Source organism: Caballeronia sp. LZ029 (assembly GCF_031451275.1).
GTDB classification, from domain to species: Bacteria; Pseudomonadota; Gammaproteobacteria; order Burkholderiales; family Burkholderiaceae; genus Caballeronia; species Caballeronia jiangsuensis.
The window spans coordinates 23,867-49,465 of the sequence record NZ_JARUXO010000095.1 but is presented as its reverse complement, the minus strand read 5'-3'; the positions used below and the strand labels follow the sequence as shown (position 1 = coordinate 49,465).

24 protein-coding genes and 1 pseudogene are annotated in these 25,599 nt (G+C 59.3%); 13 read left to right on the top strand and 12 right to left on the bottom strand.

All coding sequences use genetic code 11. The features are described from left to right. Positions 1–65 precede the first annotated feature (65 nt). On the top strand, positions 66–260 hold the full coding sequence (locus tag QCE73_RS36910; protein WP_309885783.1) for a YqaE/Pmp3 family membrane protein: 195 nt from the start codon (positions 66–68) through the stop codon (positions 258–260). A 19-nt stretch (positions 261–279) separates the two neighbouring features. Here QCE73_RS36910 and QCE73_RS36905 read toward each other — a convergent pair whose 3' ends face one another. From QCE73_RS36905 to QCE73_RS36895, 3 genes and pseudogenes are all read right to left on the bottom strand, one after another. Further along, entirely contained in the window at positions 280–981 is a 702-nt protein-coding gene (locus QCE73_RS36905) for an SOS response-associated peptidase family protein (protein WP_309885794.1), read from the bottom strand. A 254-nt stretch (positions 982–1,235) separates the two neighbouring features. Continuing rightward, positions 1,236–1,814 (bottom strand): IS5 family transposase, encoded by a 579-nt coding sequence (locus QCE73_RS36900; RefSeq protein WP_309885782.1) that lies wholly within the window; start codon positions 1,812–1,814, stop codon positions 1,236–1,238. Between the two features lie 44 nt (positions 1,815–1,858). Continuing rightward, positions 1,859–1,996 (bottom strand): annotated as a pseudogene (locus QCE73_RS36895) (transposase); the annotation flags it as partial. 132 nt (positions 1,997–2,128) lie between these two features. Between QCE73_RS36895 and QCE73_RS36890 the strand changes: the two are divergent. Further along, on the top strand, positions 2,129–2,914 hold the full coding sequence (locus QCE73_RS36890) for a Ku protein (RefSeq protein WP_309885781.1): 786 nt from the start codon (positions 2,129–2,131) through the stop codon (positions 2,912–2,914). After that, on the top strand, positions 2,895–3,272 hold the full coding sequence (locus QCE73_RS36885) for a tetratricopeptide repeat protein (RefSeq protein WP_309885780.1): 378 nt from the start codon (positions 2,895–2,897) through the stop codon (positions 3,270–3,272). Before QCE73_RS36890 ends, QCE73_RS36885 begins: the two co-directional genes overlap by 20 nt. A gap of 421 nt (positions 3,273–3,693) precedes the next feature. Here the strand turns inward: QCE73_RS36885 and ligD are convergent, their stop codons facing one another. The 4 genes from ligD to QCE73_RS36865 all read right to left on the bottom strand — a co-directional run bounded on the left by ligD (position 3,694) and on the right by QCE73_RS36865 (position 6,568). Further along, entirely contained in the window at positions 3,694–5,640 is a 1,947-nt protein-coding gene (gene ligD / locus QCE73_RS36880; protein ID WP_309885779.1) for a DNA ligase D, read from the bottom strand. 13 nt (positions 5,641–5,653) lie between these two features. Then, positions 5,654–5,839, bottom strand: a complete 186-nt coding sequence (locus tag QCE73_RS36875) for a hypothetical protein (protein ID WP_309885778.1) — start codon at positions 5,837–5,839, stop codon at positions 5,654–5,656. A 124-nt stretch (positions 5,840–5,963) separates the two neighbouring features. Continuing rightward, positions 5,964–6,179, bottom strand: a complete 216-nt coding sequence (locus QCE73_RS36870; protein ID WP_309885777.1) for a hypothetical protein — start codon at positions 6,177–6,179, stop codon at positions 5,964–5,966. A gap of 41 nt (positions 6,180–6,220) precedes the next feature. Next, entirely contained in the window at positions 6,221–6,568 is a 348-nt protein-coding gene (locus QCE73_RS36865) for an H-NS histone family protein (RefSeq protein ID WP_309885776.1), read from the bottom strand. Between the two features lie 359 nt (positions 6,569–6,927). On the opposite strand from QCE73_RS36865, the gene QCE73_RS36860 reads away from it, so the two are divergent. After that, on the top strand, positions 6,928–7,182 hold the full coding sequence (locus QCE73_RS36860) for a hypothetical protein (protein WP_309885775.1): 255 nt from the start codon (positions 6,928–6,930) through the stop codon (positions 7,180–7,182). 30 nt (positions 7,183–7,212) lie between these two features. Here the strand turns inward: QCE73_RS36860 and QCE73_RS36855 are convergent, their stop codons facing one another. The 5 genes from QCE73_RS36855 to QCE73_RS36835 all read right to left on the bottom strand — a co-directional run bounded on the left by QCE73_RS36855 (position 7,213) and on the right by QCE73_RS36835 (position 12,612). Beyond that, positions 7,213–9,018, bottom strand: a complete 1,806-nt coding sequence (locus tag QCE73_RS36855) for a phosphoadenosine phosphosulfate reductase family protein (protein WP_309885774.1) — start codon at positions 9,016–9,018, stop codon at positions 7,213–7,215. Between the two features lie 68 nt (positions 9,019–9,086). Further along, complete coding sequence (locus QCE73_RS36850; RefSeq protein WP_309885773.1) at positions 9,087–9,764, bottom strand: hypothetical protein; 678 nt, start codon at positions 9,762–9,764, stop codon at positions 9,087–9,089. A 15-nt stretch (positions 9,765–9,779) separates the two neighbouring features. Next, complete coding sequence (locus QCE73_RS36845) at positions 9,780–11,030, bottom strand: TrbI/VirB10 family protein (RefSeq protein WP_309885772.1); 1,251 nt, start codon at positions 11,028–11,030, stop codon at positions 9,780–9,782. A 2-nt stretch (positions 11,031–11,032) separates the two neighbouring features. Continuing rightward, positions 11,033–11,905, bottom strand: a complete 873-nt coding sequence (locus QCE73_RS36840; RefSeq protein ID WP_404989869.1) for a TrbG/VirB9 family P-type conjugative transfer protein — start codon at positions 11,903–11,905, stop codon at positions 11,033–11,035. A 2-nt stretch (positions 11,906–11,907) separates the two neighbouring features. Beyond that, positions 11,908–12,612, bottom strand: a complete 705-nt coding sequence (locus QCE73_RS36835) for a type IV secretion system protein (protein ID WP_309885771.1) — start codon at positions 12,610–12,612, stop codon at positions 11,908–11,910. Positions 12,613–14,601: 1,989 nt separating this feature from the next. Between QCE73_RS36835 and QCE73_RS36830 the strand changes: the two genes are divergently transcribed. The 9 genes from QCE73_RS36830 to QCE73_RS36790 all read left to right on the top strand — a co-directional run bounded on the left by QCE73_RS36830 (position 14,602) and on the right by QCE73_RS36790 (position 25,461). Next, positions 14,602–15,789 (top strand): AAA family ATPase, encoded by a 1,188-nt coding sequence (locus QCE73_RS36830; protein ID WP_309885770.1) that lies wholly within the window; start codon positions 14,602–14,604, stop codon positions 15,787–15,789. 14 nt (positions 15,790–15,803) lie between these two features. Beyond that, entirely contained in the window at positions 15,804–16,760 is a 957-nt protein-coding gene (locus tag QCE73_RS36825) for a ParB/RepB/Spo0J family partition protein (RefSeq protein WP_309885769.1), read from the top strand. Between the two features lie 318 nt (positions 16,761–17,078). Further along, complete coding sequence (locus tag QCE73_RS36820; RefSeq protein ID WP_309885768.1) at positions 17,079–18,263, top strand: Replication protein O; 1,185 nt, start codon at positions 17,079–17,081, stop codon at positions 18,261–18,263. A gap of 1,579 nt (positions 18,264–19,842) precedes the next feature. Then, complete coding sequence (locus tag QCE73_RS36815) at positions 19,843–20,073, top strand: hypothetical protein (protein ID WP_309885767.1); 231 nt, start codon at positions 19,843–19,845, stop codon at positions 20,071–20,073. Positions 20,074–20,648: 575 nt separating this feature from the next. Beyond that, the gene (locus QCE73_RS36810) at positions 20,649–21,185 is read left to right on the top strand and encodes a hypothetical protein (RefSeq protein ID WP_309885766.1); all 537 of its coding nucleotides are present in this window, start codon (positions 20,649–20,651) and stop codon (positions 21,183–21,185) included. Beyond that, positions 21,178–23,307: a site-specific integrase gene (locus QCE73_RS36805; RefSeq protein WP_309885765.1), complete on the top strand. Its 2,130-nt coding sequence runs from the start codon at positions 21,178–21,180 to the stop codon at positions 23,305–23,307. Before QCE73_RS36810 ends, QCE73_RS36805 begins: the two co-directional genes overlap by 8 nt. 227 nt (positions 23,308–23,534) lie before the next feature. Continuing rightward, the gene (locus QCE73_RS36800) at positions 23,535–23,831 is read left to right on the top strand and encodes a type II toxin-antitoxin system RelE/ParE family toxin (protein ID WP_309885764.1); all 297 of its coding nucleotides are present in this window, start codon (positions 23,535–23,537) and stop codon (positions 23,829–23,831) included. Positions 23,832–23,845: 14 nt separating this feature from the next. After that, positions 23,846–24,961: a HigA family addiction module antitoxin gene (locus tag QCE73_RS36795; RefSeq protein WP_309885763.1), complete on the top strand. Its 1,116-nt coding sequence runs from the start codon at positions 23,846–23,848 to the stop codon at positions 24,959–24,961. Positions 24,962–24,975: 14 nt separating this feature from the next. Then, positions 24,976–25,461, top strand: a complete 486-nt coding sequence (locus QCE73_RS36790) for a hypothetical protein (protein ID WP_309885762.1) — start codon at positions 24,976–24,978, stop codon at positions 25,459–25,461. Positions 25,462–25,599: the final 138 nt, after the last annotated feature.

Sequence of the window (25,599 nt, the reverse complement as noted above, 5' to 3'; positions counted from 1 at the left end):
GCCCTATTAAGAAACTGATTAATACGCCGTTATTCCAGTCTCGTCAGACTCTCATTTATCAAAAAATGCGCCTCTTCCTTGCCATCATCGTCGCGTGGCTTCAGTTTTTCACGATCGGGCGCCCTATCGCGGGAATCATTTGCTTGCTCTTGCAAATCACCATCATCGGTTGGCTGCCCGCCGCGATTTGGTCGGTCTTCGCATTGAGCCAGTACAAAACCGACCGCAAGATCGAGCGTGCGCTAGCCAGCCGACCCTAGGCGAGCGATTGTCATCAGGTCAGCCGCCGTTGTCGGCCAAAAGCGATGCCTGCGCAAGATCTTGTTTCGGCTGCGCCGGCTCGCGAGGCGGCAAAGGAAACGGTTCCGCATGCATCGCGTCCGCTGGGTACAGTTGCAGAAACGACCGGGCTTCGGCAGTGCTCTTGCAAGAGAGCCAGTCCTCATATTCGGTCGGGGGGATTATCACCACCGACCGTTTCTCCGCGCCAGGCTTGTGAAACCGCTTCATCAGCGGGTGATCATCAGCATTCACCGTAAGCATCGTCATGCTCAAGCTTTTAGAGCCGACAGTCGGATCCTTCCATTCGCGCCACAGACCCGCGATCGCCAGCGGCGCACCACCTGCCGTTCCAATACGCCAGCGAACGGCCTTGCCGGTCTCATAGTTAGGCTCATAGAACCGGTTGCATGGGATCAGGGCAAGTTGGAGCTTGTTCCACGCCGAGCGAAAGCTCTCCTTTTGCCCAACTGTCTCTGATCGCGCGTTCATCGTTGTAAATACCTTCGCGCCTTTTGGTATGAACTTTCGAGGGACCAACCCAAATGTTGCCGCATCGGTTGAATACGCTCCGTCAAAACGGCGGAAGATCGGTGCGTCATAGTCTTTGTAGATATCCCGCTTGTAGTCGAAGTTCGGCGCCGGGAACAGGCTAAAGACGTCGAAGCGGTCTTTCGGATTAGACTCGTAGCTGGTGCACACTTTTTTCCACCCTCGTTGCAACACATCATAACGGCCGCGAATGGACGAACGCTTCTCGCGTTTCACGCAATGGCTTGTATCGCAACTCGTGTGCCGTGGCACCCATTTTGCATGGTTTGCCGGTTGGCCTCGCCGCTTGTGTAGAATCCGACCCCTGTCCTAGGGAGACTCGAGTGTGGCCGGCCAGACAACCTACGCGAGAGGTTTTCATATGGCTGCCCGCTCGATCGCATCGATGACGCTTAGAGACGGATTCAAAAAGGCTGCTCCGTCCGTCTGAAGATGTTCCAGCAGACGAGGGAGCAACCGAGTTTTAGAAATGCTTCGTGAATGTCGGCGCGATGTTCGAAGCGAATACGAAGACGACGGAAATTGTGAAGCCACGCATGAGTACGCTCGACAACCCATCGGAATTTGCCCAGACCACTCCCGTGCTCTGTCCGGCGCTTGGCAATCACCGGGTTGATGCCGCGCTTGCGAAGCTTCTGGCGATGTGTCTCGGAGTCATAGCCACGGTCTGCGTAGATGACTTTGGGCTTCTGAAGAGGTCGGCCACGTACGCCGCGTATCGGCGGAATGGCGTCAACGAGTGGCAGCAATTGGGTGACGTCGTTGCGATTCGCGCCTGTCAGGATCGCGCTGACTGGAACGCCGTTGGCGTCTACCAGGATGTGGTGCTTGGAACCTGGTCGCGCGCGATCCGTGGGGTTCGGGCCAGTTTTTCGCCCGCCCCAACGGCTCGCACAGATGAAGAGTCGACGGCTGCTCGCGAGAAGTCCAGTTCGCCTGCCTCGCGTAACTTCGCCAGCAGTAGTTCGTGCAATCGCTTCCACACACCCGCCTTCTGCCAGTCTCGCAACCGTCTCCAGCAGGTTGAGCCCGAGCCAAATCCTAATTTTGTCGACAGGTCGCGCCAGCGAATACCGGTCTTGAGCACGAACAGGATGCCGTTCAGTGCAGCCCTGTTCGCAACCGGCAACCGTCCCGGATACTTCTTGCGCCGTGGTTTTGGCATCGGCAGCAATGGCTCGATCAGTGCCCACAGTTCGTCCTCAACAATCGGCGCGCCCATCCTTGGCTCCAGTTGTTCAGATGGCCAAAGGTTAACAGCTTGCCGAAAAGGTTAACAGCCCCCAGCGGTGTCTTTTTGATTCCGTCTCTTAGTTTCGGCCTTGTCTCGGTCCCGGTGAAGGCCTATACCGCAACGGAAAGCAAGTCCGGTGTCGGCTTCAATCTGATGCACAATGACTGCGGTACTCGGCTTGGACAGCAATACGTCTGCCCCCACGACGGCAAAGTCGTCGAGCGCGCCGATATGGTCAAGGGCTACGAGTTCGAAAAAGAGAAGTACGTGATCTTCGAGAAGTCTGAACTTGAGGCGCTGGAAGCGAGCGCGAGCCACACAATCGACATTGTGTCGTTTGTGCCGACCGAGGCGATCGATCCGATATACCTCGACAAGCCCTATTACCTCGCGCCCGACAAACGGGGCGGCAAACCGTACCGGCTGCTGCAGGAAGCCATGAAAGACAGCGGCACGTGCGCGGTAGCCCGTTGGACGTGGAAGGGCAAGCAGCACATGGTGCAGGTGCGCGCTGGCAACGACGGCTTGATCCTCCAGACTCTGCTCTACGCCGATGATGTCCGTTCCCAAGCAGATATCGGCATCGAAGAGACGGACATCCAGCCGACCGAACTGCAGCTCGCCGAGCAACTGATCGAGCAGTACCGCGTCGACAACTATGACGCGGCGGCGTACAAGGATGAGGAAAAAGAGCGCATCTTGGCTGAGATCGACAAGAAGATCGCGGGCAACAAGATCACCGCGGCGCCCGCCATCGAGCAGCCCGGCGCGCAAGTCATCCAACAGGGCCCGCGAAGACGCGACTGTCTTCTTCTACCGCGCGCGGTCGTTGGAAGAGGAAAACATTGACGCTGCCGAATCGGAATATAGGGCTGCGCTTGCGCGTGTGCCCGACTATACCGACGCATCGTTGAACCTTGGCGGCATCCTCATGCACACCCAGCGGTTCGACGACGCGATAGCGGTCTACCGCGAAGCTTTGCGCTACCGACCGAACGATCCAGTGTTGCTCTTCAATGTCGGGGTCGCGCTGGAAGACTCAGGGCGCTTTGGCGAAGCATTACGATCGTATGAGCTTTGTATCGAACACGCGCCGGACTTTGCCGATGCACACTTCAACGCCGCGCGTATCCACGAAGAGCTTGGCGACGCGGCGAAGGCAATCCGCCACTTCAACGCATACCGCAATCTACAGAAGGGTTCGTGAAGCGGTCAAAAAAACAGACACATAGCCGCAACAAAGGCGAAGCCCCGACCGATGATCGGGCCGGGGCTGCGACTACCATCCTACCGCGACAACTTCGTACCCTCTAGCCTAGTGCTTCACGCCAGGGCCAACCCGCTGAAAAGCAACGACTTCCCCGCAACGACAAAATGCTAAAACGGAGCGATAAAACCTGCGGCGCGATCGTGGCAACCGCTTGTCCGGGTAGGTGTCAAGTTGGGCCGGATCTCGGTTACTGCCGTTCTGCGACTTGTGACTTGCGTCTCATCGCCACAGAAAGAAGTGTAAGGGTCCTGCGAAAAGTACCAACCGTCGAACAGAGGCAGAAGTAGCGCTCTTTCCGCCATTAAGAAATACGCCTTCCGGGCGATGAGGCGGAACGCAGGCGAAGCCTCTTGAGCGGTCAGCGCAGGCCGACCGCCTTTCGCATCGCCACTGTAATGCCTTGCCGCGTGCGGTGGAATCCGTCCCACGGATCGGAGTTGAGCGAACGCATGCGCTGCGCGGCTGCTTTGATCGTCCACTGATCGGCGCGGCCGATGTCGTTCAGCTCGTCCCACGCGATAGGCATCGACACCCCCATGCCGGACCGGGCGCGCGCTGAGAACACCGCGACCGTGCTCGCTCCTTTGCTGTTGCGCAGATAGTCTATGAAGATCTTCTTCACCCGGTTCTTGGGGCCAAGGACAGCAGAGAAGCGCTCGGGCATCAGCCGCGCCATGTACCGGGCAACGGCGTGCGAGAAGTCCTTCACCTCGTGCCACTGCTGCCGGCGCGTGAGCGGTACGACGATGTGGAAGCCTTTGCCGCCGCTCGTCTTGATAAAGCTTTTAAGCCCGATCTCGTCAAGCAACACCTTAGAGAGCGTCGCCGCATCGACCATCATCTGCCATGAGAGTTCAGGGTCGGGGTCCAGATCGAGGATAAAGCGATCAGGATGGTCCAGGTCGGGCTGCACGGCGTTCCAGCTATGCAATTCGACCATGTTCATCTGCGCGAGGCCGATGAGCGCTTCGTGATGGTCTACAACGAGCAGCGGCGGGTGGCCAGGGTGCATCTCATTCGGCAGCCGTGTGATGCCGGGGATCTTCGAGCGCTCCTCGTGCTTCTGAAAAAACAGCTCGCCGTTGATTCCCTCAGGTGCGCGTACCAGCGAAACCGGCCTATCCTTCAAGTACGGCAAAGCGAACTCCGCGATCTCGTCGTAGTAATGAACGAGGTCAATTTTCTTCACGCGCGTTACGTCGTCAATGATGCGCTCGGCGTTAGACACCTTCACGCCTGCGATGACGACCGTTCCAGCACGGCTGGGCGACATCCGCGAGGCTCCCTTCGCCTGGGGAAGCCTTTCCGGCCCATCGACGTCCACGACCGTCTCTTCGGTCACGGCCGTGGCGGGCTTGTCGTCGCGCATGCCTTGGAAAACGGGATGGCGAACCTCGCCCGACGGCGTCCATTCGAGGAACGACGCTTCAACGACGAGTTCAGGTTCCAGCCAAACGAACTCGCGATCCTTTTCGCGCGGAGGCGGGTCGGAGAAAGGCGGATCGTCGCAAATCAGCTTTACCGCTTTCTTTTCGAGCTCAGCAAGCGGACGCGGCTTCAGTTCCGCCTTCACGGTTCCGGCGAACCGCAGGCTGCCGTCTCGCTCATGCACGCCGAGCATCAGCGACCGTATTCCACTTTTCGCGCCCGCCAGCCTTGTATAGCCGCCAACGACAAATTCCTGGCGCCTTAAGCATTTGAGTTTGATCCAATCGGTCGAGCGGCCCGAACGGTACGGCGCATGCGCGCGCTTGCCGATGATGCCCTCCAGCCGCATGCGGCACGCCGAGGCGAGCAGGGACTGAGGGTCCTCGGTGAAGGATTCGCTGAAGCGGATGCGCTGGCTCGACGTTTGGGCGATCAACGCGCCGAGCAGCTCTCTGCGCTGCAAGAGCGGTACTTCCCGTAAGTCACGACCGTTGAGAAAGGGAATGTCGAACGCGAAAAATGTCAGTTGCGCCGTGCTGCGTCGGTCGAACGCGTTCTCCAACGCGTTGAGATCTGGAATGCCAGTCTCAGTGAGCACGACCACCTCTCCGCCCAGCCAGGCATTGTCGACCGGCATCTCCTCGATCGCAGTCGCCAGCGTGCGCATCTTCTCGGTCCAGTCGTGGCCTCCGCGCGTTATGAGCTTGACCCGCCCCGAGTCAAGCCTGCACATCAGGCGATAGCCGTCGAACTTTATTTCGTAGCGCCAGTCACCGGTCGCGGGCGGACGCCTTGCGAGGGTTGCGAGTTGCGGGGCAATTGTCTCCGGCAGCACACCCGCGGATGAAGCGCTCGGGCGTGTGGACCGCTTTGCCATTGTTAAGACTAGCTCAGAACCCAACGCCCACGCCGACGCCTACTCCCGAACCGAAGCTGCCACCCCCGACGCCAACGCCGATGCTGGGACCCGGCGTGTAGTAGCCGGGATATGCCGAATCACCGTAACCGTACGGCGGAGCGGTGACGCATCCGGAGAACGCCACCGCAAGCGTCAAAATGCCGAAGAGTTTGAGCATGGTCATCTCCCTTGCTGGGAAACCTAGCAAGGCCTGAGCCCGTTTCGGGGGCGGCATCCCGCGCAAACCTCCGAGCCTTCGACCGTCGAGTGAGGGCGAACCCTACGGCGCACCCCCATAGCCTTCAAAAGTTTTCGTCGAGCCAAGCTTTCGCCCACGCAATTGCGCGCTCGTGAGCGCCTCCCTCAGTGTCGAAGTACCCAATGTCCGAAAAATGAAAAATCTGACCGTCATCCTCGTCTTCCCAGGGCGGCCTTTCTACCTCGCACCACGAATGCCAGTGGTGCCCGACCTTATTGGGATGAGAGTCGATGGTCCATTCGCGATATTCGACTTTCATGTGTTTCCCAGTGTCTGCGCTCGCCTCGCGCCTGGACGAGATCAGCGCTTTTCGAAGAGCAACGGTGCTTGGCGCTCAGTACTCAGTGCCGCCCCGCTGGTGACCACGAATCGGTTACGGTCCTGACCGACTATCCAATGCGGCACTCGTCCACGGCCGCTCCATGTTGCACCCGTTACGGGGTCTTGATACTTAGGGTGTGCCTCAGCATATTGCTCGCCAGGCCTGCGGCCCATAAGTTCGCTCAGACTGATGTCGTACTCGCGCATCTTCTGCACGATCTCAATCAGTGCGAGTCGCATCTCTTTCTCACGGGCCTCGCTAAGAGCTTTTTCCAATGCGGCTCGCTCGGCAAGGAGCGTCGTTACCTCAGAACTGATATATGCCATCGTTTCCATCCCGTGCGCAGTGAGCGGCTGTCCGCCTACTTCACGCGCCGAAATTCTTTTGGGTTGTAGACTGAACGCCGCCAGCCACCGCGCTCTTTCTCGGCCGTCTTGTGCGAGCGAGCGACGTATCCGGCACCGAAACCCGCAACCCCGCAGACAATACCGACGACCAGGACCAGTTGCGTCCGTCCGAGCGTGGTCGAGTTCGAGGCTGAGCCGGGCAGTATGAGGGCGAAGCCAATCGCAGCTACGATTGGGAACAGGCCGAGCAAGGCGAGACGAGGGAGCGACATTTCTTATGTTGCTTAGCTTGGACGGATGCATACTCGACGCAGTAGCCACCTCGCCGGGAGCACGACATGAATCCAATCTTTGATGAAAAAACGAGAGACGGTGAGCTCGCCCGTGCGCTGAATCTCGCGCTTCACGCGTTCAGCGTTCACTTCGGTGCAGAAGTGATCATGGAGGGCGAACGGTTCGTGCTGAATTTTACACGGGAGACCGCGGCGGTCGTGCACGCGCTGCAACTGCTCGGTGTGCAACCCGGCGAAACACTGCCCTCGCCTGACTTTGATGATTTCGACCTCGCAAAAAAAAACGTCCCAGGGCTTTAGCCTGGGACGTGTTCAAAAGCTTGCTTGCGGCTACGCCGCTTCTGCAAAGAGACTCAACTGCGTCGTGTCATAGCCTAACAATGCTTGATGCTCGTCGTCGCCGATGGCGTTCTCGACCAAGTGCGCGTCGAGTTCTGCCGGCGTCAGGTTCAGACGCTGAGCGAGTCGCGAGAAGTACTGCCCGCGTTTGGCCATGTCCTGATACCGCTGGGCCATGCCGGTCGGCAACTTCACGATGCCTTCGTTCAGCCAGAAATGCGCTGAGTCGACCGCGTCACGATGCTGCGTGTCCAACATGAAAGCAGTGTCGTACGTGCACGTCACAAACGCACAGGCGGCTTCCGCGTCAACCTCAAACTGCGTGGCTTCTTCGAAATACACCGTCTGCTCACCACCGGTCGTCCTCGCATACCGCCCCGGCCGACCGGGATGCCGGTACGGATTCCACTGCTCTGCATCGAACGAGCGCAGCCCGATCGACGGTGCTTCCCGGTCGTACTGCCCGACCCGATACCAGCCGTGCAGGACGATGTCGGTCTTCGGCAAGCCGTCGAGCTTTGGAACCGGATACCGCCGCCCAAGCACGTTCACGTCGTGCCAGACCGCAAGCGCCGGAAACGCGTGCGGCGCATAGTGATGCATCGACAGGAAGAAGTCGATGGCCACCAGCTGCTGCGGCGTCACGAACTCGAACTGCGGCTCGCACAGCATCCGGTTCTGCTCCGTATCAGCGATAGAACCATTCGCGAGGTCGGCCGAGTGCGCTTCAGCCCGATCCCGCTCGGCCGCGTCGATACTGGTCAGCATCTTCAGAAAATCGACACGCGTTGCGTAGCTGTACGTGTCCGCCTGAATGCGCGTGTAGCCTGCATCGCTTAGGGACCGCCCTACCAATTCGCGACGCGACATATCCCACTGGATCGCGAGCAAATAGTTGCGGAAGTCGTTCAGCGGTCGAAGATGCCCGTACTGCTCATCTTCGATCATCGCCTCAAGCGACTTGTCGCGATCGCCGCTGACAAGACATATGGCGCACCCAAAACGACTGCCACAAGAAGCCCTAGCGCCCGAGTCGCCCACCACGACACCACACGTTCCACCGTTCCCTGCGCGATAAATTTCGGACAGGCGGTGTATCGTGCGCGGCGTCAACGGCGATGAAAACGGCCGGCTTTGAGCATCCGCCAGCAGCGCGAGCATTGTCCAAACATCATCTGAGGACCATTCGCTTAACGGGCTGAGTGTGAGCGCCCCGGTTCTGCTTCTCACCGGATGATCGGCGTTATCGCGTCGCTCGGTCATCGCTACAGCACGTGAGGTACTTTCATCCCTGCGCAGGCCCAGCACCGTTATGACTTCGCGAGCGCCGGCATCTGCCGCTTGGCGTTCGAGCAATGTTCGAAGTCGACCTCCTGGCCGTACCTTCCAAGTATCCGCGCACGCACGGGTGCGTCTACCGTCTCGGACACCGTTCTCCGGCGTGCGTGCCAACGTTCCCCGCCCTATCGTCGAGACGACGAACTGGCTTGCCAAAGAAGGCGTCGTCACGTGGACTCGCACCGGCAACGCCGACGTTTCGATGTGCAACTGCAACTCGTCCAGCACGGAGTGAAGAAAGTTCGCGATCGTTGGATTCTCGATGGTCGTGTCGGCCGATTGAACGTGGTGGGCGATCGTCGTGCCGCCGGCACGGCGAATCGCCTCAACCATCAACACCAGCGTACACGTGCTGTCCTTGCCGCCCGAATAAGCGCAGCTCAGGCTATGCCCAAGTTCGATGTATCGCTGCATGACGCCGATCGCAGCTTCCATCTTCGAAACAATTTCCTGTTCCATCTTTTTCGCTCCAAGAAAATAGGAGCGACCCATTCGGGATTCGCTCCCGAATGGGTTAATTGCTCAAGTCAAATCAAAACGTCAGCCGTCGCGCGTTGCGCCTCTTCAAGGCCGTCGTGCGCTGCTGCGAATAAGTCGCTCTGCCGCGTTGCACGATCCAGGCGCGGCAGCGTCTTCGCATACCGGCTCACGCTCGTACCGTCGAAACTGTCCGCACCGGCGGCCGCGCAGATGCGAATGCGCCGCGCCGAGTTCACCCGACCGACGTGCAAGTAGCAGTGACGCCGTCGCGCGAGGGACCCCCACACGTGCGCCGTCTGCTCTTTCCACTCCGTTGAACCGCCGATGAAGATGCCGACAGCAGGCGACAGAAGCGAGGCGAGGTCTTCGGCCTGCATCCCGTTCTGAACGGCGATCAACATCCGGCACGGCATCCCGCGAAGTCGTTCCAGCCACTTTAGCGAGTAGTCGAGGGAGGCCATGCCGCCCATGACGATGTCCGGAAGGACAAGCCAATCGGCCCGCTCGCCGAGCCGTTCAACAGCAACAGAAAACCCGTGCTCGTCGAAGGGCTGACCTTGCTGGTAAGCGGTCCAAGCGCCGTTATCCAACGCATAGCGATCGAAGCCCTCTGTACGCAACTCGCCCTTGGCCGAGACCAACAAGCGCCAGTCGGCGCCCTTCAGTGCGGCCAGGTTGCGGCGGGTACCCGTGCGACTCGCGTAAGCGCCATCGCAGACAGGCAAGCAGCCGCCAACGCCTTAGTCATGGTATGGCTCCATGACGATGTCCTGCGTCACCTGCACCAGGAACTTCTGGCCCGGCTCAACGGTGATGGTCGGCGGGATATTCTGATTGCGCTGCATGACGGTTTGAGCTGTCGCCGCCGCCACCTGCCCCGCCGTGTCACCATAAGTAGTGACGCCGTTCGGCGTCGCGGTCGTCGCGGTCTGAGAGCTGCTGTCGAACGCCTTCAGCAAAATCGCCGTGATGAAGCCCGCGCCGAAAATTTTCAGGAAGTGGTTGTTCACATCGCCCGAGAACCCGGCGTAGCCGTTTTGGTCGGCACCTTGCATACCGTTGAGCGGCACGCTCTTTCCGTTGGGCAGACGCAGACTCGTCGAAGCAACGAGCAAGCGCTCTTGCCCCACTTTGACGTCCGCGCTGTACATGCCATTGATGAACGCGCCCTTCGGAATCATCAAGCAGTCGCCGCGCAGGCTGTCATACACATCCTCGTCCACCATCAACGCCACGCGACCCGGCTTGTCCGAGTTCAGCCCCTCAACCGTCTTGACGTGGATAACGTGCGGCGGCGTCAACGTGCAGCCCGTCGACCGGCCATTGAAGGTTGTCCGTTCGATGCCGCCGCGCGAACCCGCATCGCGGAGGAAGGCGCGGTCGCGATCTTCCGGTGCCTGGCCCTGCTTCGCCAAGGCGATCGCCATCGCATCGGGAGTGTTGGCTCCCGCAGCGTTCCGAGCAGCTCGTACCTCGTCCAACGAAGGGACGCCAGCGGGGAGTACGCCAGTCGCCGAGTTCGCCGAACGCGATGCGCCTGCCTGTTTGAAGATGGAGGACGTATAGATCGCGTCTTGCGCCGCTTGGCGGGAAAGCTCGCGCGTGTCCGTGCCCGAGCCTGCGACCTCTTCCTTGAAGTCCGCACCGGTCAGCATCGGTTTGACGGCGGGCTTCGGAGCCGCTGCTTCAGACGCTGCGCGAGCGGCAGCCTCCGACGCCGCTGCGTCGCGCTGCTGACGGATCATCTGGTCGATGTCGTTGTTGTTCGCAGCAGCCGGCATCTCCGTACTCGACTTAAGCGCCGTCGCTTTCTTGATGCGAGCTTCTTCGTCGGCCTTGTTCGTCGCCTGAAGCTGATAGTAGAAGCCGAGGCCGCCGATCACGACCGCAGCCAGAATGCCGATGCTCATGATCGCATTGCGCGGCGTCTTGCCTTTGACGAGTGCTTCTTGCTCCGCGCTGGACGTAGCCGAGTCCGGTTTCTTCGCCACGATCAAAACACCCCGAACAGGCGGCGGCGGCCGCGGGTCACCGTGACTTCGTCCTTGCCGGAACGCAGGACGATCTCATCGGCCAGACGCTGCAGGACGAGGAAGTCTCCGCGGCGGATGAAGTTCGCGACGACGCGATCGCCGTGGTCCAGAATGAACGGAACCGGCCACTCCTGTGCCTTGGCGGGCATGCGCATCCAGACTGCGTGGCCGTCGTCGAAAACGGTTTCCGGCGTGAACTCGGCGCGGCCATCGACGCTGTAGTCCCAGTTCAGCTTGTCCGGCGCAACACCGATGCTTCCAGAATCGGCACCGCCGCGACTGCCAGTCGCCGTCGCGTCATCGCGTGCGCTGACGCGAGCCATTGGCGCGCGCGGGTATTGGAAGCGCACCGTCTGATAGAACATCCCGCCCGCCGGCGACGCGATAAGCGTGAAGTCGTACTCGCGCAGATTCGTCGTCAGATGCAGCGTGTTGACGAGATCGGCCTTGTGCGGCTTGATGAACACGTGGTTCATCTTGTCGTCGTCAATCTCCCACTGGACGCTATCGCCCATCGCGGGGTCAGCAATCAGCTTCTCGCCCTTTTCCAGTTCGATCGTCGTCAGCTTGAGCGGTGCGGTCAACACGCGGTAGATCTGGTCGCGGCTGTACGGGAAGACGCCGATGCGCGCATCGCCCGGCATCGTCAAAGGATCAGCGCCGCCGTTGAACGGATTGATCGGGCTCATCGGGTCGCCTGCGACCATCGCGGCATTGAACGCCGAGTCGCTCGCGGCCTTCTTGGCCATAGCCGGTTGAGCAAGGAGCGCTGCGCACGCGGCGAGGACGCACATGCCGATGACCGGCCGTTTGTTGAGAATGGTTGCGGTCATGCTTATGCGGTCCGCTCGAGGCGGAAAAACGGAATGAAGATGCCGAAGGGGTTCGTCGTCAACGCCTGTTCGGCCGTCGGCGCAACGATCTGATAGCGCAAGGTCAGCGCATAAGACTTCACGTCGGGCTTGCCCGTCGCGCCAGCTTGCGAGGTAGTCGTCGTGAATTCCACGAGCACGGTCGAGTCTTGAAGCAACGCGATGTTGCGCACATCGACTTCACGAATCAGTTTGGGGTTTGTGGTTATCTGCTGGAACGGTGCGTCGGCCTTCAGCCAATCGCGGAACTGCCCCGCTGCTGCCCCAATCATTTGTGCCTTCGCCGAATTGATGTTGGCGGTCATGCGCGAGGTCTCGAGGCGGTCCGACAGCACCGGCTCGATGGTGAACCAGCGAACTGCCATGTCTTTGACCGTTGTCCGCACGGCTTGCGAATCGGGCTTGTACGCGACGAGCTCGGTGACGATCGGGTGCCCGCCCGTATCGGCAGACACGCCCACAACGCGCGTGACCGAAGGCGGAGGTTGCCGCGTCCACACAGCGCCCGCCGCGATAACAGCGAGGCCGAACGAAATCAGCATCCAGCGATTAGCTTCGAGCTTGAGCCGTGTGCTCGTCTCGAAGATAACCTTGCTCGGATCCTCCTCGGCATATGAGCCGGGGGCCGTGGACAGCGCGGCCCGACGCTTGTTCTTGAAAAGACGCATGGCAACCCTTTGGAATAGTCACCATTGAAACAGCGCAAGCGTCCTTTTTTTCTCGGAAAGACGATGAGTTTCGTGCGCCATTGCACTGCACGCTTCCCGCCAGACGACTTACGACGACTCCGGTTACGGCAACGCTATCCGGATAGCAGCCGTTTCGGGGAATGACGCTTAAAAACACCTAGCTTTCGCATTTTCCCCACCTCCGAATTTGGTGTAGCGCTCTGCACGCTCAGCGACGCGCGTGTGCCAATTTAGGGGGGGCGATAGATGGGCACGCCGGCTGCTCCAAACTTGGGCCTAATATTCAAGGACTTACGAGAATGCGCTCGCCTCTGCAACGTTATCCAGATAGCGCTGCCTGAGCATGGCCCGCACGGCAAGGGACCTATTGTTGGCACGGCGTTCGGGCTTTCAGCGCCTGGCGCAGGGTGGCTAACAGGCTTCTCGCATCGGCCTCTTTTACCGGTCCACGAGGCGTCTCTGTTGACGGCCGCCGCTTTGCGCTAGGGTCGTGCGGCACACGGCGCATCATGCCGCCCACTATCGCGGTAACAACCGCCGACGCGTGCCCAAATGGCGTCGACGCCTTAACGCCGTCGGGGTCCTCTCGGACCAGGGCACCGTCTGCCGACTCGAATGTGCTTCCGATATAGGCGCGTAATTGGTCTTCACGCTCTTCCCGTGCCCTTCGTCGTTCGGCAGCTTCCGATTCTTGCCGCGCTTGCTCGTCGCGTTGTTTGGCGAGGTAGGCGTAGTCTGTTGGCTTTTGCAATAGCGCCCGGATGTATGCGAAAGCGTTCGTGAGCCTGAGGGAAGCTAGCTGCTTAGAGGCGTAAATGACGACGTCAGAAAGCCTATGGCCGCGATCCTTCGCCACTCGCATGAGAGCGCACACTCCATAAGGAGTAGGAAGGCGCTTCTCAGCGAGCCATAGCAGATCTGTTGGCAGCGTCGGGTTCGTCTCGTTGTCTCTTTGAAAAAGATTGCTTGGGTTCGCTGTTTACGTGTCGCAGCGGTGCGGCCTCAGCTTCAGTTTGGTTGCTTTCAACACAGGTGGACCGCTGCGACCTATCTGCGCGCGAGAGACTGAGAACTGACTATCCGTACTGTGTGAATCGATCCAACGGCGGTCATCGAAGCCTGTGCGTTGCGAACAATCGTCGCGCTACCGAAGAAGAACGGCGAGGGGAATCTGGGCAGCGTTGGCCGATACCCTAGAAAGGCTGAAGAAAGCCTGACACCTGCCTGAAGGTCGAGTTTGACGTCGAAGAACAACGTTTTACGCAGGGTGGCAGGTACTGCAATCATTCTTTCCTGTCCCTTTACTGCGACGATTATCTGATGTAACAAGTGCGCGCAAAAGGGGCGAAATGCGCCAATTTTACGCCTCATTTCACGGGTTTCTCAGCTGCCGTTCGGTCATACTTCTGCACAAAACGTATGCTGCCCGACGGAAAGGCACGAACAACGAACAGTCGAAAGCGTTGCTGCTCAGCGAAAAGAACTGGCCTCCTTTCGGCGGCGATGCTCTCGACGGAACCGGTTACCCGCGATCGCATCTAGGCGCATCTTCCGGGCGATTTTGCCGGTATCGCAGTCAAGGTTCGCTTCAACCCAATCGCGAATCACCTCCACGCGCAAGTACTTAAAGTCCTTTCGACGAACTGACAACCTTCCGGTCCAGCGCACTCCAAATCAACTTGCACTGGACCTTGCACCGATACCCTTCGTTGCATCGAATGCGTTGATACCCGGCTTAATCCGTTGAACACCGCCCGAGAGCGGCCCTTATTTCCTGATGGAAGCCGACCCGGAACTTCAGCTTTTTTCGAGGTATTCGCACGAAAGTCCCGCCGGACGGACGCGCCGACAAGTCGTGAGGTACAAAGTTAACTTGCGTTTACTTTCGACAACGACTAATCTTCGAACAATTCGACCGGTTGGGTCGAAATATTCAGAATCGGTCCACTGGACGCTACGGGTAGAACGATGGACACTATCAAAAAGCTCAAGGCAGGTAAAACGACGGGCGCTGATCTAATGCACCTCGCGAAACTGTCGGACGGCATGCTGCAGAAAATTCGCGACGAGATGCTCGAGCCCTTTCCTCGTAAAGTGCCGCCCATTATCTCGTCTGCTCGACTGCAGGAGATGTGTGGAATCGACAAGCAGCGCATGGGCTACGTGCTCAAGAAGGGCGAGCTTCCCGCAGGCACGCAAGCCAAACCCGGCTCCCCGCGGCAGTTTACGGTCGAGGAGACGATTGCATGGATTCGCTCGGAGCGAAATCCCCTCCCTCGCAACGGTCCGGCAAAGGTCATCGTTGTGGCGAACTTTAAGGGCGGCGTGACAAAAACCACCACCTCCACCCTTCTCGCCCAAGGTCTATCAATGCGCCGAGGTCGCCGCGTTTTGCACATCGATCTTGACCCACAGGGAAGCGCAAGCACACTGTACGGCATAAATCCGCATGCTGAGGTAGATTCATCTCAAACCGTCATGCCCTTGATCGAGGCTTATCTTGAGGGCAAACCGTTCGACATGACCACCCTCCCCGTCCCGACTTACTGGCCGAACGTAGACATCATCCCGTCCTCTACCGAGCTGTTCAATGCAGAATTCATGTTGCCCGCACGGGCAGCCAGTGACGAAGAGGTTCGTTTTGAACAGGTCTTACATGACGGATTGGCGCAACTGAAGGATACCTACGACTACATCATCGTCGACACTGCGCCGACCCTAAGCTACCTAACGATCAACGCGATCTTCGCGGCCGACGGAGTCATTGTGCCGGTCGTACCAGATATGTTGAGCTTTGCGTCGATGGTGCAGTTCTGGCACCTTTTCGGTGATTTGATCAATGGGATGCAAGCGTTCGACGATGGGCGGGCCAAGGAATTTGACTTCGTTGACGTCCTCGTTACCCGCATGACGTCAAAGCCCGCCGCGCAGATCCTGCAAGGCTGGATTACGCAAATCTATGGTTCGCGCGTTGTGCCTATTGAGATTCCCGAATCGGACTTGGCCCGGAATACAAATATGCGCTTCTCGACCTTCTACGATCTCGGGCCCAATGATGTTGGAGCCGAAACGCTTCGCCGCATTCGCACCCCAGTAGATAAGTTGGTCGATCGCGTAGATGACAAGGTGTGCGCCATCTGGGCACAGGAGGAATAACAATGGCGTCATGGATGAAGGAACAAGCCGCCCGGGCTAAGAGCATTCAGGTGACGGCAGAGGACAAGGAAAAAGCCTTGGACGTCCAACCCGTAACACCTCGTACAGCGCCGGGTCAATTGATGCAGCTACAGGCGACCGCGGAACGGCAACGCAGAGAGATCGCCGATCTCAAGATGCAACTGGACAAGGGTGCACGAGCTAAGCGCCCTATCTCGAAGCTGCACGAAATTCCTGGGCGCCGTCGTAAGCTTACCCCCGAGCAATATGCCGAACTTAAAGCAAACCTGGCCAAGCATCCGCTAGTGCACCCTGTAATCCTCGAGGCACGTGGAGACGGCGAATGGAATATCAACGCCGGCAACAACCGCGTTGCGATCTATCGAGAGTTGGGCATTGAGGAGATCGATTCGATCGTCTCAGACATGGAACCGGATCAGGCAGAACGGCTTGCGTTCTTTTCTAATCTCTTCGCCCCGTCCCTCTCCGACTACGAGAAGTACTCGCACTTTCAACGCCTCCGGGAAACCGCAGACGCCCTAACGCAACAGGAGCTGGCCACGGCGGTTGGATTGTCGGAATCCCACGTCAGCAAGATTTTTGCGTTTGACGGATTGCCAGCCGAGGCAAAAGCCGCCCTCGAAGAACGTCCTGAAAGACTGGGTGCCGATGCCGCTGCTCAGCTTTCCCGCGCACACTCGGAGGGGCGGACGAGGGAAGTCGTTATAGCTGTGGAGCGTTTGGTTAATGAAGAGCGCTACACACAGAAGGAGGCAGTGTCGAGTGTGCAGGGAAAGTCTGCGGCGAAGTCCCCTCGCGCCGAGATACTAGTCGTGAAACAAGGCAAGAAAAATTACTGCGAGATCACCACGCGCGGCGGCGTAATCGGCGTGCGACTTAAAGTGGAGACTGAGCGCGCAAACGAATGGGCCAAGGAAATTCAAGCCCTAATCGAATCGAAATTGAAGTGACGGCTTTCGGCACGAAAGTCGTGTGCAATCAATTACTTAGGGGTTGAGCAAGCGCTTCTAAAATCAACGCGATCTCTAAACCTCTGTTTTTATTGATCTTTCGTGACGAAACCAAGACCGATGCAAACCTAAGGCCTGAAAGACAAAGGCCCCCAGCTGGAAACTGAGGGCCTTTGCATAAGTGGGCTTGGCTGGAAATCCTAGCACCACACTCCCCGGCTGGAAACCGGAAAGGGTACAACGCTCAACCCGGAGTGTAGCGCAACAAGATCGACAGTCAAGCAAAACCCATCCATTTACCGTAATGGACCGCTCGACATGTCTATCGCGCAACACTTCGTTGCTGGCGAGGGTGAAGCACACCCCGAAGATTCGGCCGCCCTCAGCGCGTTTCGCTGTGACTCGACCAACCTGCCTTGGATCGTCTTCCGGGCCGCGTTTCGTGCCGCGCACATTGAACAGATTCCACCGCGCGCCCGCGCCGTCCTCTCCGCCCTCGCGCGGACCGTTGACGCATCCAAACCGTTTGCTGCCATCTTTGCGCGCCGTGAGTTGCTCACCGGCCGCGCGCTCCAATCCATGCGCACGCTCTATCGCAGCCTCGACGATCTCGAGGTCGCCGGACTCATAGAGCGTCGTCCGCAGGCCCGCTATGTCGATGCAGGCTTGTTTGGTCGCGCCTACCTTCATCTCACTGAACATGCCGCAGCTCTCCTCGGCCTCATTGAGCACTCCCCCGCGCACGAGAACGAATCCGGCCGGACGCCCTTTTCAACCGCACCCGTATCGGCCCAGCATTCATTGGCTGTACCGTCTGCCAATGTGGCAGACGGTGGAATATATAAGGATCTAAGCCCTTCTGTTTTACAAAAGAGACAACCGGGCCACCTGCCTGCGGACCTTCAGCGCCTGCGGGCCCTGGGTTTTTTCGATTTCTTGATTTTCAAGCTCATGCGGGAAGCGCGTGAGCACGGCAAGCGCCTCTCCGATGTCGTCGAAGCCACCTGGGACCACTTGAAGTGCGCCAAGGCTCCAATCAACTATCTGCGCTCTCTCCTTCGAAGCCCAGTCGATTTCGCCCTTCTGATGCGGCGTCGGATCGACAAGCACCATGCCGAGCAAGCTCGCGCGCAGCAGCGTGCGAACGCCCAAGCCGTTGCCCGCCAACACGCCGGCTGCACGTTTATCGACACCAACGACGAACGCCAGTTCGTGATTGGGGCCGATGGCGACTCGCTGACGATCTTCAATCTTACCGAGCGCATAGGCCGCCAAGCCGCCGGGTGGGCGCCGTCCTTTTCCGCGGCGCTCGCCTCCGGGAAAATCCGTCCCGCGACTGCGCTGGATCTTGAGCGTTTCGCCCGTGCGCAACAGAAAACGGTCGACAAAGCATCGCCTTGCGCGGGACCGCTGGCGCACACGAAGCCTCCGGTGACGGGTACGGTGCGGGAGCACATCGCCGGCCTGCGTCGGCTTCTGAAAGTTCGAGGAGTGGGCGCTTGAGGGCACACACGACAGCCGCCTAAGGGTCCAGATGGAATCGCACCGAGCGACCGCAACGGACGAATGGCGGGCGCCGGCCCGTGGCGAGGCCCGGTTCATCCCGATAGATGCAAGTACCGACTCCGCCTAACGATCTCCGCGCATGTGCAGGTGCGGCGGGAAATCAAAACACAGCTTGCAAGACTTGCGATTGGGACGCCACGACGGAACGTTCAGCGAGGCGAGGGTGTGAATCGCGCTAGGGGCATTATCGAGATTAGGCGGAGGGGCAAAGCGCGCCGCCGATTCGGACTATTAGCCGTGGAAGCAAGACCCTACGGGCCCGAAGCAGCCGAGCATGGACGACCGGTGCACGAGTGCGAGAGCGCGTCCGCCTACCAGCCAAAAAGAACGCCGACGCTCTGATGACCCGTACCTCCGTCGCGGACGTCAAACCACGCGCTCAACACCGCCGCATCGAGTCCATGCTATCGGATGACGAACACGACCGCATGGGCATCCAACCGCGCCTGCCGCTAGCGCGGCGAACCCGCAACCGTTTTCCTGCGCACGCTGCACCTACCCTGCGTGCCGTGCTCCTACACGGAAGATCGTTCCAAGCCGGAGCCGAAGGGCCGATCGACGGCCGCGCACGGCGGCACGCTCAGCCGTATTCGCGTGCACGCGAACGAAGCGAAGGAGGGCGTGCGATTCCCATCAACCCTGATGAGTCGTGTTATCGCGAAGGGTCATCGCCAAGCAGCGGGCAATCAAGGAAATCTGTCGGGCAAGACAGCTAAGCTATTGACTGAGCAGCCATGCTGTTTGTCGCTGAATATCGCCATGATCACCTCAGTGCCCCGCTGGTCAGCGCGGCATGTATCGGACGCGAAACCGGCATCGGTTAGACCGACGTTCGCTTGCCGCAATGTGTTCCGATCACGAAAGCGGCCCTTGGTGGCGCCTAGTTTCGATGCGGGGGCGAGAGACGAGCACGATGCCACTTAGTACAGAAGGTTGAGTGAGGCGCGCCGTTACGCTCCGGGCGCAAGAGGCCACATCATCGACAAAAAACAAATGGCGTGCTTGGTTTGGTCGATTTCCCACGGCGCGGCAGCCTCACGAACACAGGAACTTTTGTAAAATCCTAAGGTGACCGGTGGCACTCCACATGCCTATCACCCTCCCTGCGTGGAACATCGCCGAAAAAATGGAGCGGTAGGTAAGTGATTGTTTTTAAATGATTTTTGTCACCGCCAGCGAATTGTTTCACGGCGTCGTGTGACGAGACGCGCCCGCCGCGCGGCAATTTTCAGCGCGTCCCACCAGATCGGTGCAGTCGTCGGTGCAGCGTATCGAATGAAACGGAAAGTGTGAAACTTGATACGCTCAGCGCTGAGAAGTAGACCTTGGCGCCGTTATCGCGTCAAGCGGGTGGCCTGTGATAATAGAACAAGTCGACTGAAAGACGTTGACGGTTTTCGAACTAGACAAGTAGGCAGTGGCCAGCCGATCACGCCGCGCCAGAAGTTAAAGCGGGTGACTGCGGCACGATAGAAGCGCTAATGTAGTAGCAATAGTCCTTCGAACGCGAGTTGATATGGAGTGGAAGGATACACGGCCGACCGCACCCGGATACTACTGGTTGCGCTTTGTCGACGAGCGATCACCGCAACGAACGATCGCGGAAATCTCCGCGGTGCCTGGCGACGGGACGGTCGACTTGGTTGTTATTCTGATGGGCGACGACACCATCATGGAACTCGATGACGCGTACTTCGATGGCGGCCTATTCGCTGGACCCATCGAGCCGCCGATGACTGCAGATTGACCTTCGCGAGTCGGCGGCCGAATGACGGCGTGAAGGAGTGGCGGCTTGCGCTCGTCGAGCGATGAGGAGCCTTTTTGCCGCGGCGGACCATTGCGGCGCGTTCAATGACTAAACAACGGTCTGACCCCGCTCAGCTTCTCGTCGGCACCATTGCACAGCGCTGTCGCCTGCGGTAATCGCGGTCATCCGCCGCTTAACCGCTATTCCAAGTCACGGGCCCGCCGGCGCGTCATCCCCATATCGACATCTGGCGATCGAATGTCTGATCGAGGATTATCTGCATCTGCGGACGCTTCTCATCGACCGCCATGCGGAGGCGATCGAGGCACTCCGGCAACACTGAGGCGGCGTCTTCTTGAGTTGCTGGGCGACGAACCTACGCCCGCCGGCGAGGACAGATACGTCCGCGCACGGCCTCGTAATAGAAACTTGCTCGATGACCTTAACGAGAGGCATCGCCCTAGCTCATGACCCTCTATTTGACTTAATTAGGAAGCCTGATAACGCTTATTATCGGGATAGCGTTTCAGGGGTAGAATTCACGAATTCTGATTTACTAAAGAGGGCAGGGGCCCGTGGCACAAGACTTTGCCGGCTTTGACGCCGAGGATGCGGATGACGACGATTTCCACGCGCTGCCGGATCCGGAGGTCGCGCGCATCGTGCGCGAACTCGATCGGACCATCATGCGGCATCGCCGGGGGGCCGCGCTGCGCCGGATCGTTCACGGCCTGCCCGTGCCGCTGCCGGTCAAGCCAAGCCGCGTCGAATTACTGGTGCTGACCGCCCTGGTCTATGTCTATGGCCCGTTGCTGCTCGGCACCGACTACTTCCGGCCGGTGCTGGACCAGTTCGCGGAATGCGGTGCCGTGGTCCTGCTGCAGCAGGTCGTGTTCGGGGATCCCACCGGCGGCGAGGCCAGCAAAGACAGTCAGAACCGGCGGATTGCCGCACGGCTGCAGGACGCGCGGCCGATGTTCGAGGCCCTGTGTCGCAAGTTCCCCGGCGCGTTCCTCGCGGACGCGCGGGCCCTGTTGAAACGTTTTACGACATCGCATGCCGCACCGAGGGAGGGTCCGGCTAGTGCGGACGGGGAGGGTCCGCATGGCTGATCCCCGACCCGTGGTGCCCTCTGCTTCTCCCAAGGCCGCCCAAAAAACACCCCCCGGTGCCGCCCCGGAAAAGCTCACCGCCAAGCCAGCACGCGCCCCGGAAAAGCTCACCGAATCACTCACGCTTGAGCGGCGCTACACGACCAAGGATTTCACGGCGTTGCGCGCCTTCGTGCAGCGCATCCCGCCCGCGGTGATCGCACGCACCTACTACGACCCCGACGAGGATGCGCACGCGGCGACGCCCGGCGCGATGGAGCGGCATCTCACCACGATGCTCGACGCGCTGGTGGCGCTCGCGCTCGCGCACGGCTCGACCGCGCTCGCCGATCACCTGCGGGCGTCGATCCGTCAGCATGGGCAGCCGAAGCTCACGGCGGTGACGTTCCGCATGGTCTCCGACGCCGCGCAGCTGGCGAAAGCGCCGCCGCACCCGAATGATCCGATCGGGGCGTGGCTGCGTCCACGGGTGGCGCGGCGCCTGAAAGGCGAGGGCATCCAGACGCTGGGCGAACTGGTCGCGTTCTGCAACCGGCGCGGCGGCAGCTGGTGGCGCTCGATTCCGCGCATCGGCCCGGGACGGGCGCGCGCCATTGTGAGCTGGCTGCGCAAGCAGCAGGCGTCACTGCAACTAACGATCGAGCCCGACGTCGACTCCGTGGAACAGGACGGCGTGCCGTTGGTCGCGGGCGAACTGGTCGAGTTCATCCCGGCGAGCAGGGTGACGGAAAGCGGCCTGAACGGCAGCGACCCAGGCAGAGGTCCGGGCGGTAATCCAGCGGCGGGTCGAATCACCGAGCGGCTGACCTTGGCGCCGCTCGAGCGCCTCGCCGTGCCGCATGCGCTCTCCGGCGCGCATGGCGAAAACCGCGCGACGGCCTTCTGTTATATCCAGGCGAACCACGATCTCGATGCGGTGCGCGCGTATCTGAACCGCTATCGCGATCAGCCGAAAACGCTGCGCGCCTACACCAAGGAACTCGAACGCTTCCTGTTGTGGGCGGTGGTGCTGCGTGGCAAGGCGTTGAGCGGTCTGCGCGTCGACGACTGCGAGGCCTACAAGGACTTTCTGAAAAATCCCGATCCGCGGTTCGTCGGTGAGCGCTTCCCGCGTCACTCGCCGCGCTGGCGACCCTTCGCCTTGTCCGGCTCCTCTGGGGCGGCCGACGGTCAGGCATCCCTGTTCGCGACGCTTTCACCCGAATCGCAGCGTTATACGGTCCGGGTACTGCGTACCGCGTTCGCCTGGTGGGTCGATGTGCGGTATCTGGCCGGCAATCCGTGGAAGGCGGTCAACGATCCGATGGTGATCAAGCGCGAGCGGCCGATCAAAATCGAGCGCGCTTTGCCGGCCGGGCTGTGGCGCAAGCTGCGTGATGAACTCGATGTGCGCTCAGCAGCAGAGAGCGGGGCGATGGCCGGTGGGCAGTGGCGCGACGGCCGAAACGGCGTGCAGTGGCGCGCCGTGCGCGCGGCAATCTTGTTGATGGGCGATTCGGGTCTGCGGCGTGAAGAAGCCGCAAGCGCCCGGCGCGAAGATCTGCGCCCTTCATCCTTTGGAACGCCCGAGCGACCGGTCTGGGAACTGACCATCGTCGGCAAGGGGCAGCGCGAACGCACGGTGCCGGTGAGCGCCGCGACGCTGAACGCCCTGCGAGCGCATTGGCGCGATCGGGGGCAGGATTTTGATGGCGCGACCGAAGAAGACGAACAGCGCGGGCCGCTGTTGAGCCCCGTCGTCATTCCGTGGACCGACGCGTCGCGCCGGCGACATCGAGCGGGGCAGGGCGCGAAGGGGCAGCCAGCGAATGAAGCGGGCTACACCGCGGATGGACTGAACCGGCTGATTAGTCGAATGGTCGCCGAGCTGGTCGAGACGATGGATGGGTTGAGCCTCGATGAACGCGTGAGGCTCGGGCAGTCGAATGCGCATGCGTTTAGACACACCTTCGGCACCCAGTCGGTCGCCGATGAAGTCCCGGTGGATGTCGTGCAGAAGGTGCTCGGCCATGCTTCGCTGCAAACAACGACCATTTATGTCCAGGCCGGAAAGCAGCGCGTGGTCGAAGAGGTGGCTCGCTACTATGCCGGCGTCGCCGCGCATAAAAAGAATCGTGAGTAGCCCAGTTGCCGCCTGCGGCGTCGCTGAAAAGAAACTAGTCGGTTCCCCGAGCGTCTCGGCGTCGGAATCCACGACAGCACGATAACGGAGACTAAGATCAATCTGCGCGCCGAACTGGCCGCGTTGTCGCTATAGATCGCTATTGTTTTGATGTAGAATGTACAACTTTACACCAAGTGTAAAGACGTACGTTGACAACGCAGCGACGCTGCCTTAGACTTGAACCCATGGAAGTTGAATTCGACGACGACGCCTTAGACCGGCTTGAAACCGAAGCTACGTTCACGGCAGGCTTCGCTCAAGAGATCGTGCGCGCATATCGACGGCGGATGCAGCAGATTCGCGCAGCCAACGATGAGCGCGATTTTTACGCGCTTAAAGCACTTCATTTTGAAAAGTTAAGGGGTAATCGCGACGGACAGTATTCGATCCGACTCAATAAGCAATGGCGTTTGATTCTTGAGCTTCGAGGGGGACATCCCTGCAAAGTCGTTGCACTCGTTGAGATTGTTGATTACCACTAGTCTTTGGAGATGTTATGAGCGTTCGTGTACCTGCTGAAGTTTTTCCGCCAGGTGATTTTTTGCGGGAAGAGCTAGAGGCACGGGAGTGGACACAACAAGAGTTGGCCGATATCCTGGATCGGCCACCACGTCTTGTGAGCGAGATTATCGGCGGCCGACGGGCAATCACCCCCGAGACTGCACGTGGTTTGGCGGAAGCCTTGGGAACTTCGGCCGAGTTCTGGATGAACTTGGAAAGTCAGTATCAGTTATCGAAGGTGAAACTTCCGAATGACAATGTTGCACGGAAGGCCCGGCTTTATAGCAATTTTCCTGTTCGAGAAATGCTGCGTCGAGGTTGGGTAACCGCTTCGGATAACCTTGATTTGCTTGAGCGCCGATTCTGCGATTTCTTTCGCATGTCTTCCTTGGACGAGGCTCCGCAACTAAGCCATGCTGCGAAAAAAACAGATGCTACATCTGCTGTCAGCCCCCTTCAACTTGCTTGGCTGTTCCGCGTCAAAGCAATGGCGTCTAAGCAGATCGTGCCGTCCTATTCGCGCAACAAGTTGCTAGCTGCGATAGAGGAACTGCAGAGACTGACTAGTGCACCCGAGGAAGCCAGACATGTTCCGCGCATATTGGCGGATGCCGGTGTGAGGCTTGTCTTTGTTGAACCGATCGCCGGTTCCAAGCTGGACGGCGCCTGCTTCTGGCTGGATGAAGATAAGCCTGTCGTTGGGATGACGCTGCGATTTGACCGCATCGACAATTTCTGGTTCGTGCTTCGCCACGAATTGGAACACGTCCTCCGGGAGGATGGGAAGGAAAGCGGAGGTATCGTCGACAGTGATGTTGGCGAGACGAATGCTGATCTCCCAGAATGTGAGGTGCTTGCAAACAAGGCTGGTGCAAGCTTTTGCGTGCCGGCATCTCAGTTTGAGAATTTTGTTGCGCGAGTACAGCCGTATTTCTCCGAACAGAAGGTCTTACTTTTCGCTCAACGTATTGGAGTTCATCCAGGATTGGTTGTAGGACAACTCCAGCGAAAATTAGGCCGGCATGATTTCCTGAGAAAGTACCAAGTGAAAATACGAGCGTGCGTTCTTCCCTCGGCAGATGTCGATGGATGGGGCACCGTTGCAGAGTAACGCGAGAGAAATCAATGTCCGCTTATGCAAATCAAGTAAAAGCATATCTGGAGCGGTATCAAGAGGAGGTCGGAGACGATAGCCTTCTCGATCCGCATGAGGTCGCAGCATGGGCCTACAAGAACGGCCTCCATAAGCCGAGCGTGCGTACGATCATCGATGTCATCGCATCGGATATTGCGCAGGTTTGGCGAGAAGAATATCGGACCGACCCGAACGGTCAGCGCTATAGAGCAAAGCATGCCGTCAGAGAGCGACGTGGTACTAAAACTTTGTCTCTTTGGGCTGATATGGATGATGACCGCGCTCCACGGAGTCACTTTGTACGTTCATTCGCGCAAAGACGGCAGCAGATTGTCGGCGATTGCTTCCAGTTGCAAACAGACGTCGATGTCTACAATTCGAAGCATTCAACCGAAGACCCGATCCAGATGGTTCTTGACTTCACTTACGACGTTGAGGAACTGCAACTTCCGTACAAAAGCAAGAAGGCCGCCTAGAAGATTAGAAGGTCGCTAAGACCAAAAATCAAAGGTAGACGTCAGGCGCGATCTTTGTTGCCTGCGCGAGTTCGTTCTGCCCGTGTCTGTTGCTTGCCGCGTTAGTCGCAACATGCCTACGTAAGCGACGCTACCTCC

What these genes read in the sequence shown, in the direction of transcription:
- QCE73_RS36910 (WP_309885783.1), top strand. Translation starts at nt 66, where the DNA reads ATGCGCCTCTTCCTTGCCATCATCGTCGCGTGGCTTCAGTTTTTCACG.
- ligD (WP_309885779.1), bottom strand. Translation starts at nt 5,640, where the DNA reads ATGGCAAAGCGGTCCACACGCCCGAGCGCTTCATCCGCGGGTGTGCTG.
- QCE73_RS36875 (WP_309885778.1), bottom strand. Translation starts at nt 5,839, where the DNA reads ATGCTCAAACTCTTCGGCATTTTGACGCTTGCGGTGGCGTTCTCCGGA.
- QCE73_RS36870 (WP_309885777.1), bottom strand. Translation starts at nt 6,179, where the DNA reads ATGAAAGTCGAATATCGCGAATGGACCATCGACTCTCATCCCAATAAG.
- QCE73_RS36865 (WP_309885776.1), bottom strand. Translation starts at nt 6,568, where the DNA reads ATGGCATATATCAGTTCTGAGGTAACGACGCTCCTTGCCGAGCGAGCC.
- QCE73_RS36860 (WP_309885775.1), top strand. Translation starts at nt 6,928, where the DNA reads ATGAATCCAATCTTTGATGAAAAAACGAGAGACGGTGAGCTCGCCCGT.
- QCE73_RS36855 (WP_309885774.1), bottom strand. Translation starts at nt 9,018, where the DNA reads ATGGAACAGGAAATTGTTTCGAAGATGGAAGCTGCGATCGGCGTCATG.
- QCE73_RS36840 (WP_404989869.1), bottom strand. Translation starts at nt 11,905, where the DNA reads ATGACCGCAACCATTCTCAACAAACGGCCGGTCATCGGCATGTGCGTC.
- QCE73_RS36835 (WP_309885771.1), bottom strand. Translation starts at nt 12,612, where the DNA reads ATGCGTCTTTTCAAGAACAAGCGTCGGGCCGCGCTGTCCACGGCCCCC.
- QCE73_RS36830 (WP_309885770.1), top strand. Translation starts at nt 14,602, where the DNA reads ATGGACACTATCAAAAAGCTCAAGGCAGGTAAAACGACGGGCGCTGAT.
- QCE73_RS36825 (WP_309885769.1), top strand. Translation starts at nt 15,804, where the DNA reads ATGAAGGAACAAGCCGCCCGGGCTAAGAGCATTCAGGTGACGGCAGAG.
- QCE73_RS36820 (WP_309885768.1), top strand. Translation starts at nt 17,079, where the DNA reads ATGTCTATCGCGCAACACTTCGTTGCTGGCGAGGGTGAAGCACACCCC.
- QCE73_RS36815 (WP_309885767.1), top strand. Translation starts at nt 19,843, where the DNA reads ATGGAGTGGAAGGATACACGGCCGACCGCACCCGGATACTACTGGTTG.
- QCE73_RS36805 (WP_309885765.1), top strand. Translation starts at nt 21,178, where the DNA reads ATGGCTGATCCCCGACCCGTGGTGCCCTCTGCTTCTCCCAAGGCCGCC.
- QCE73_RS36800 (WP_309885764.1), top strand. Translation starts at nt 23,535, where the DNA reads ATGGAAGTTGAATTCGACGACGACGCCTTAGACCGGCTTGAAACCGAA.
- QCE73_RS36795 (WP_309885763.1), top strand. Translation starts at nt 23,846, where the DNA reads ATGAGCGTTCGTGTACCTGCTGAAGTTTTTCCGCCAGGTGATTTTTTG.
- QCE73_RS36790 (WP_309885762.1), top strand. Translation starts at nt 24,976, where the DNA reads ATGTCCGCTTATGCAAATCAAGTAAAAGCATATCTGGAGCGGTATCAA.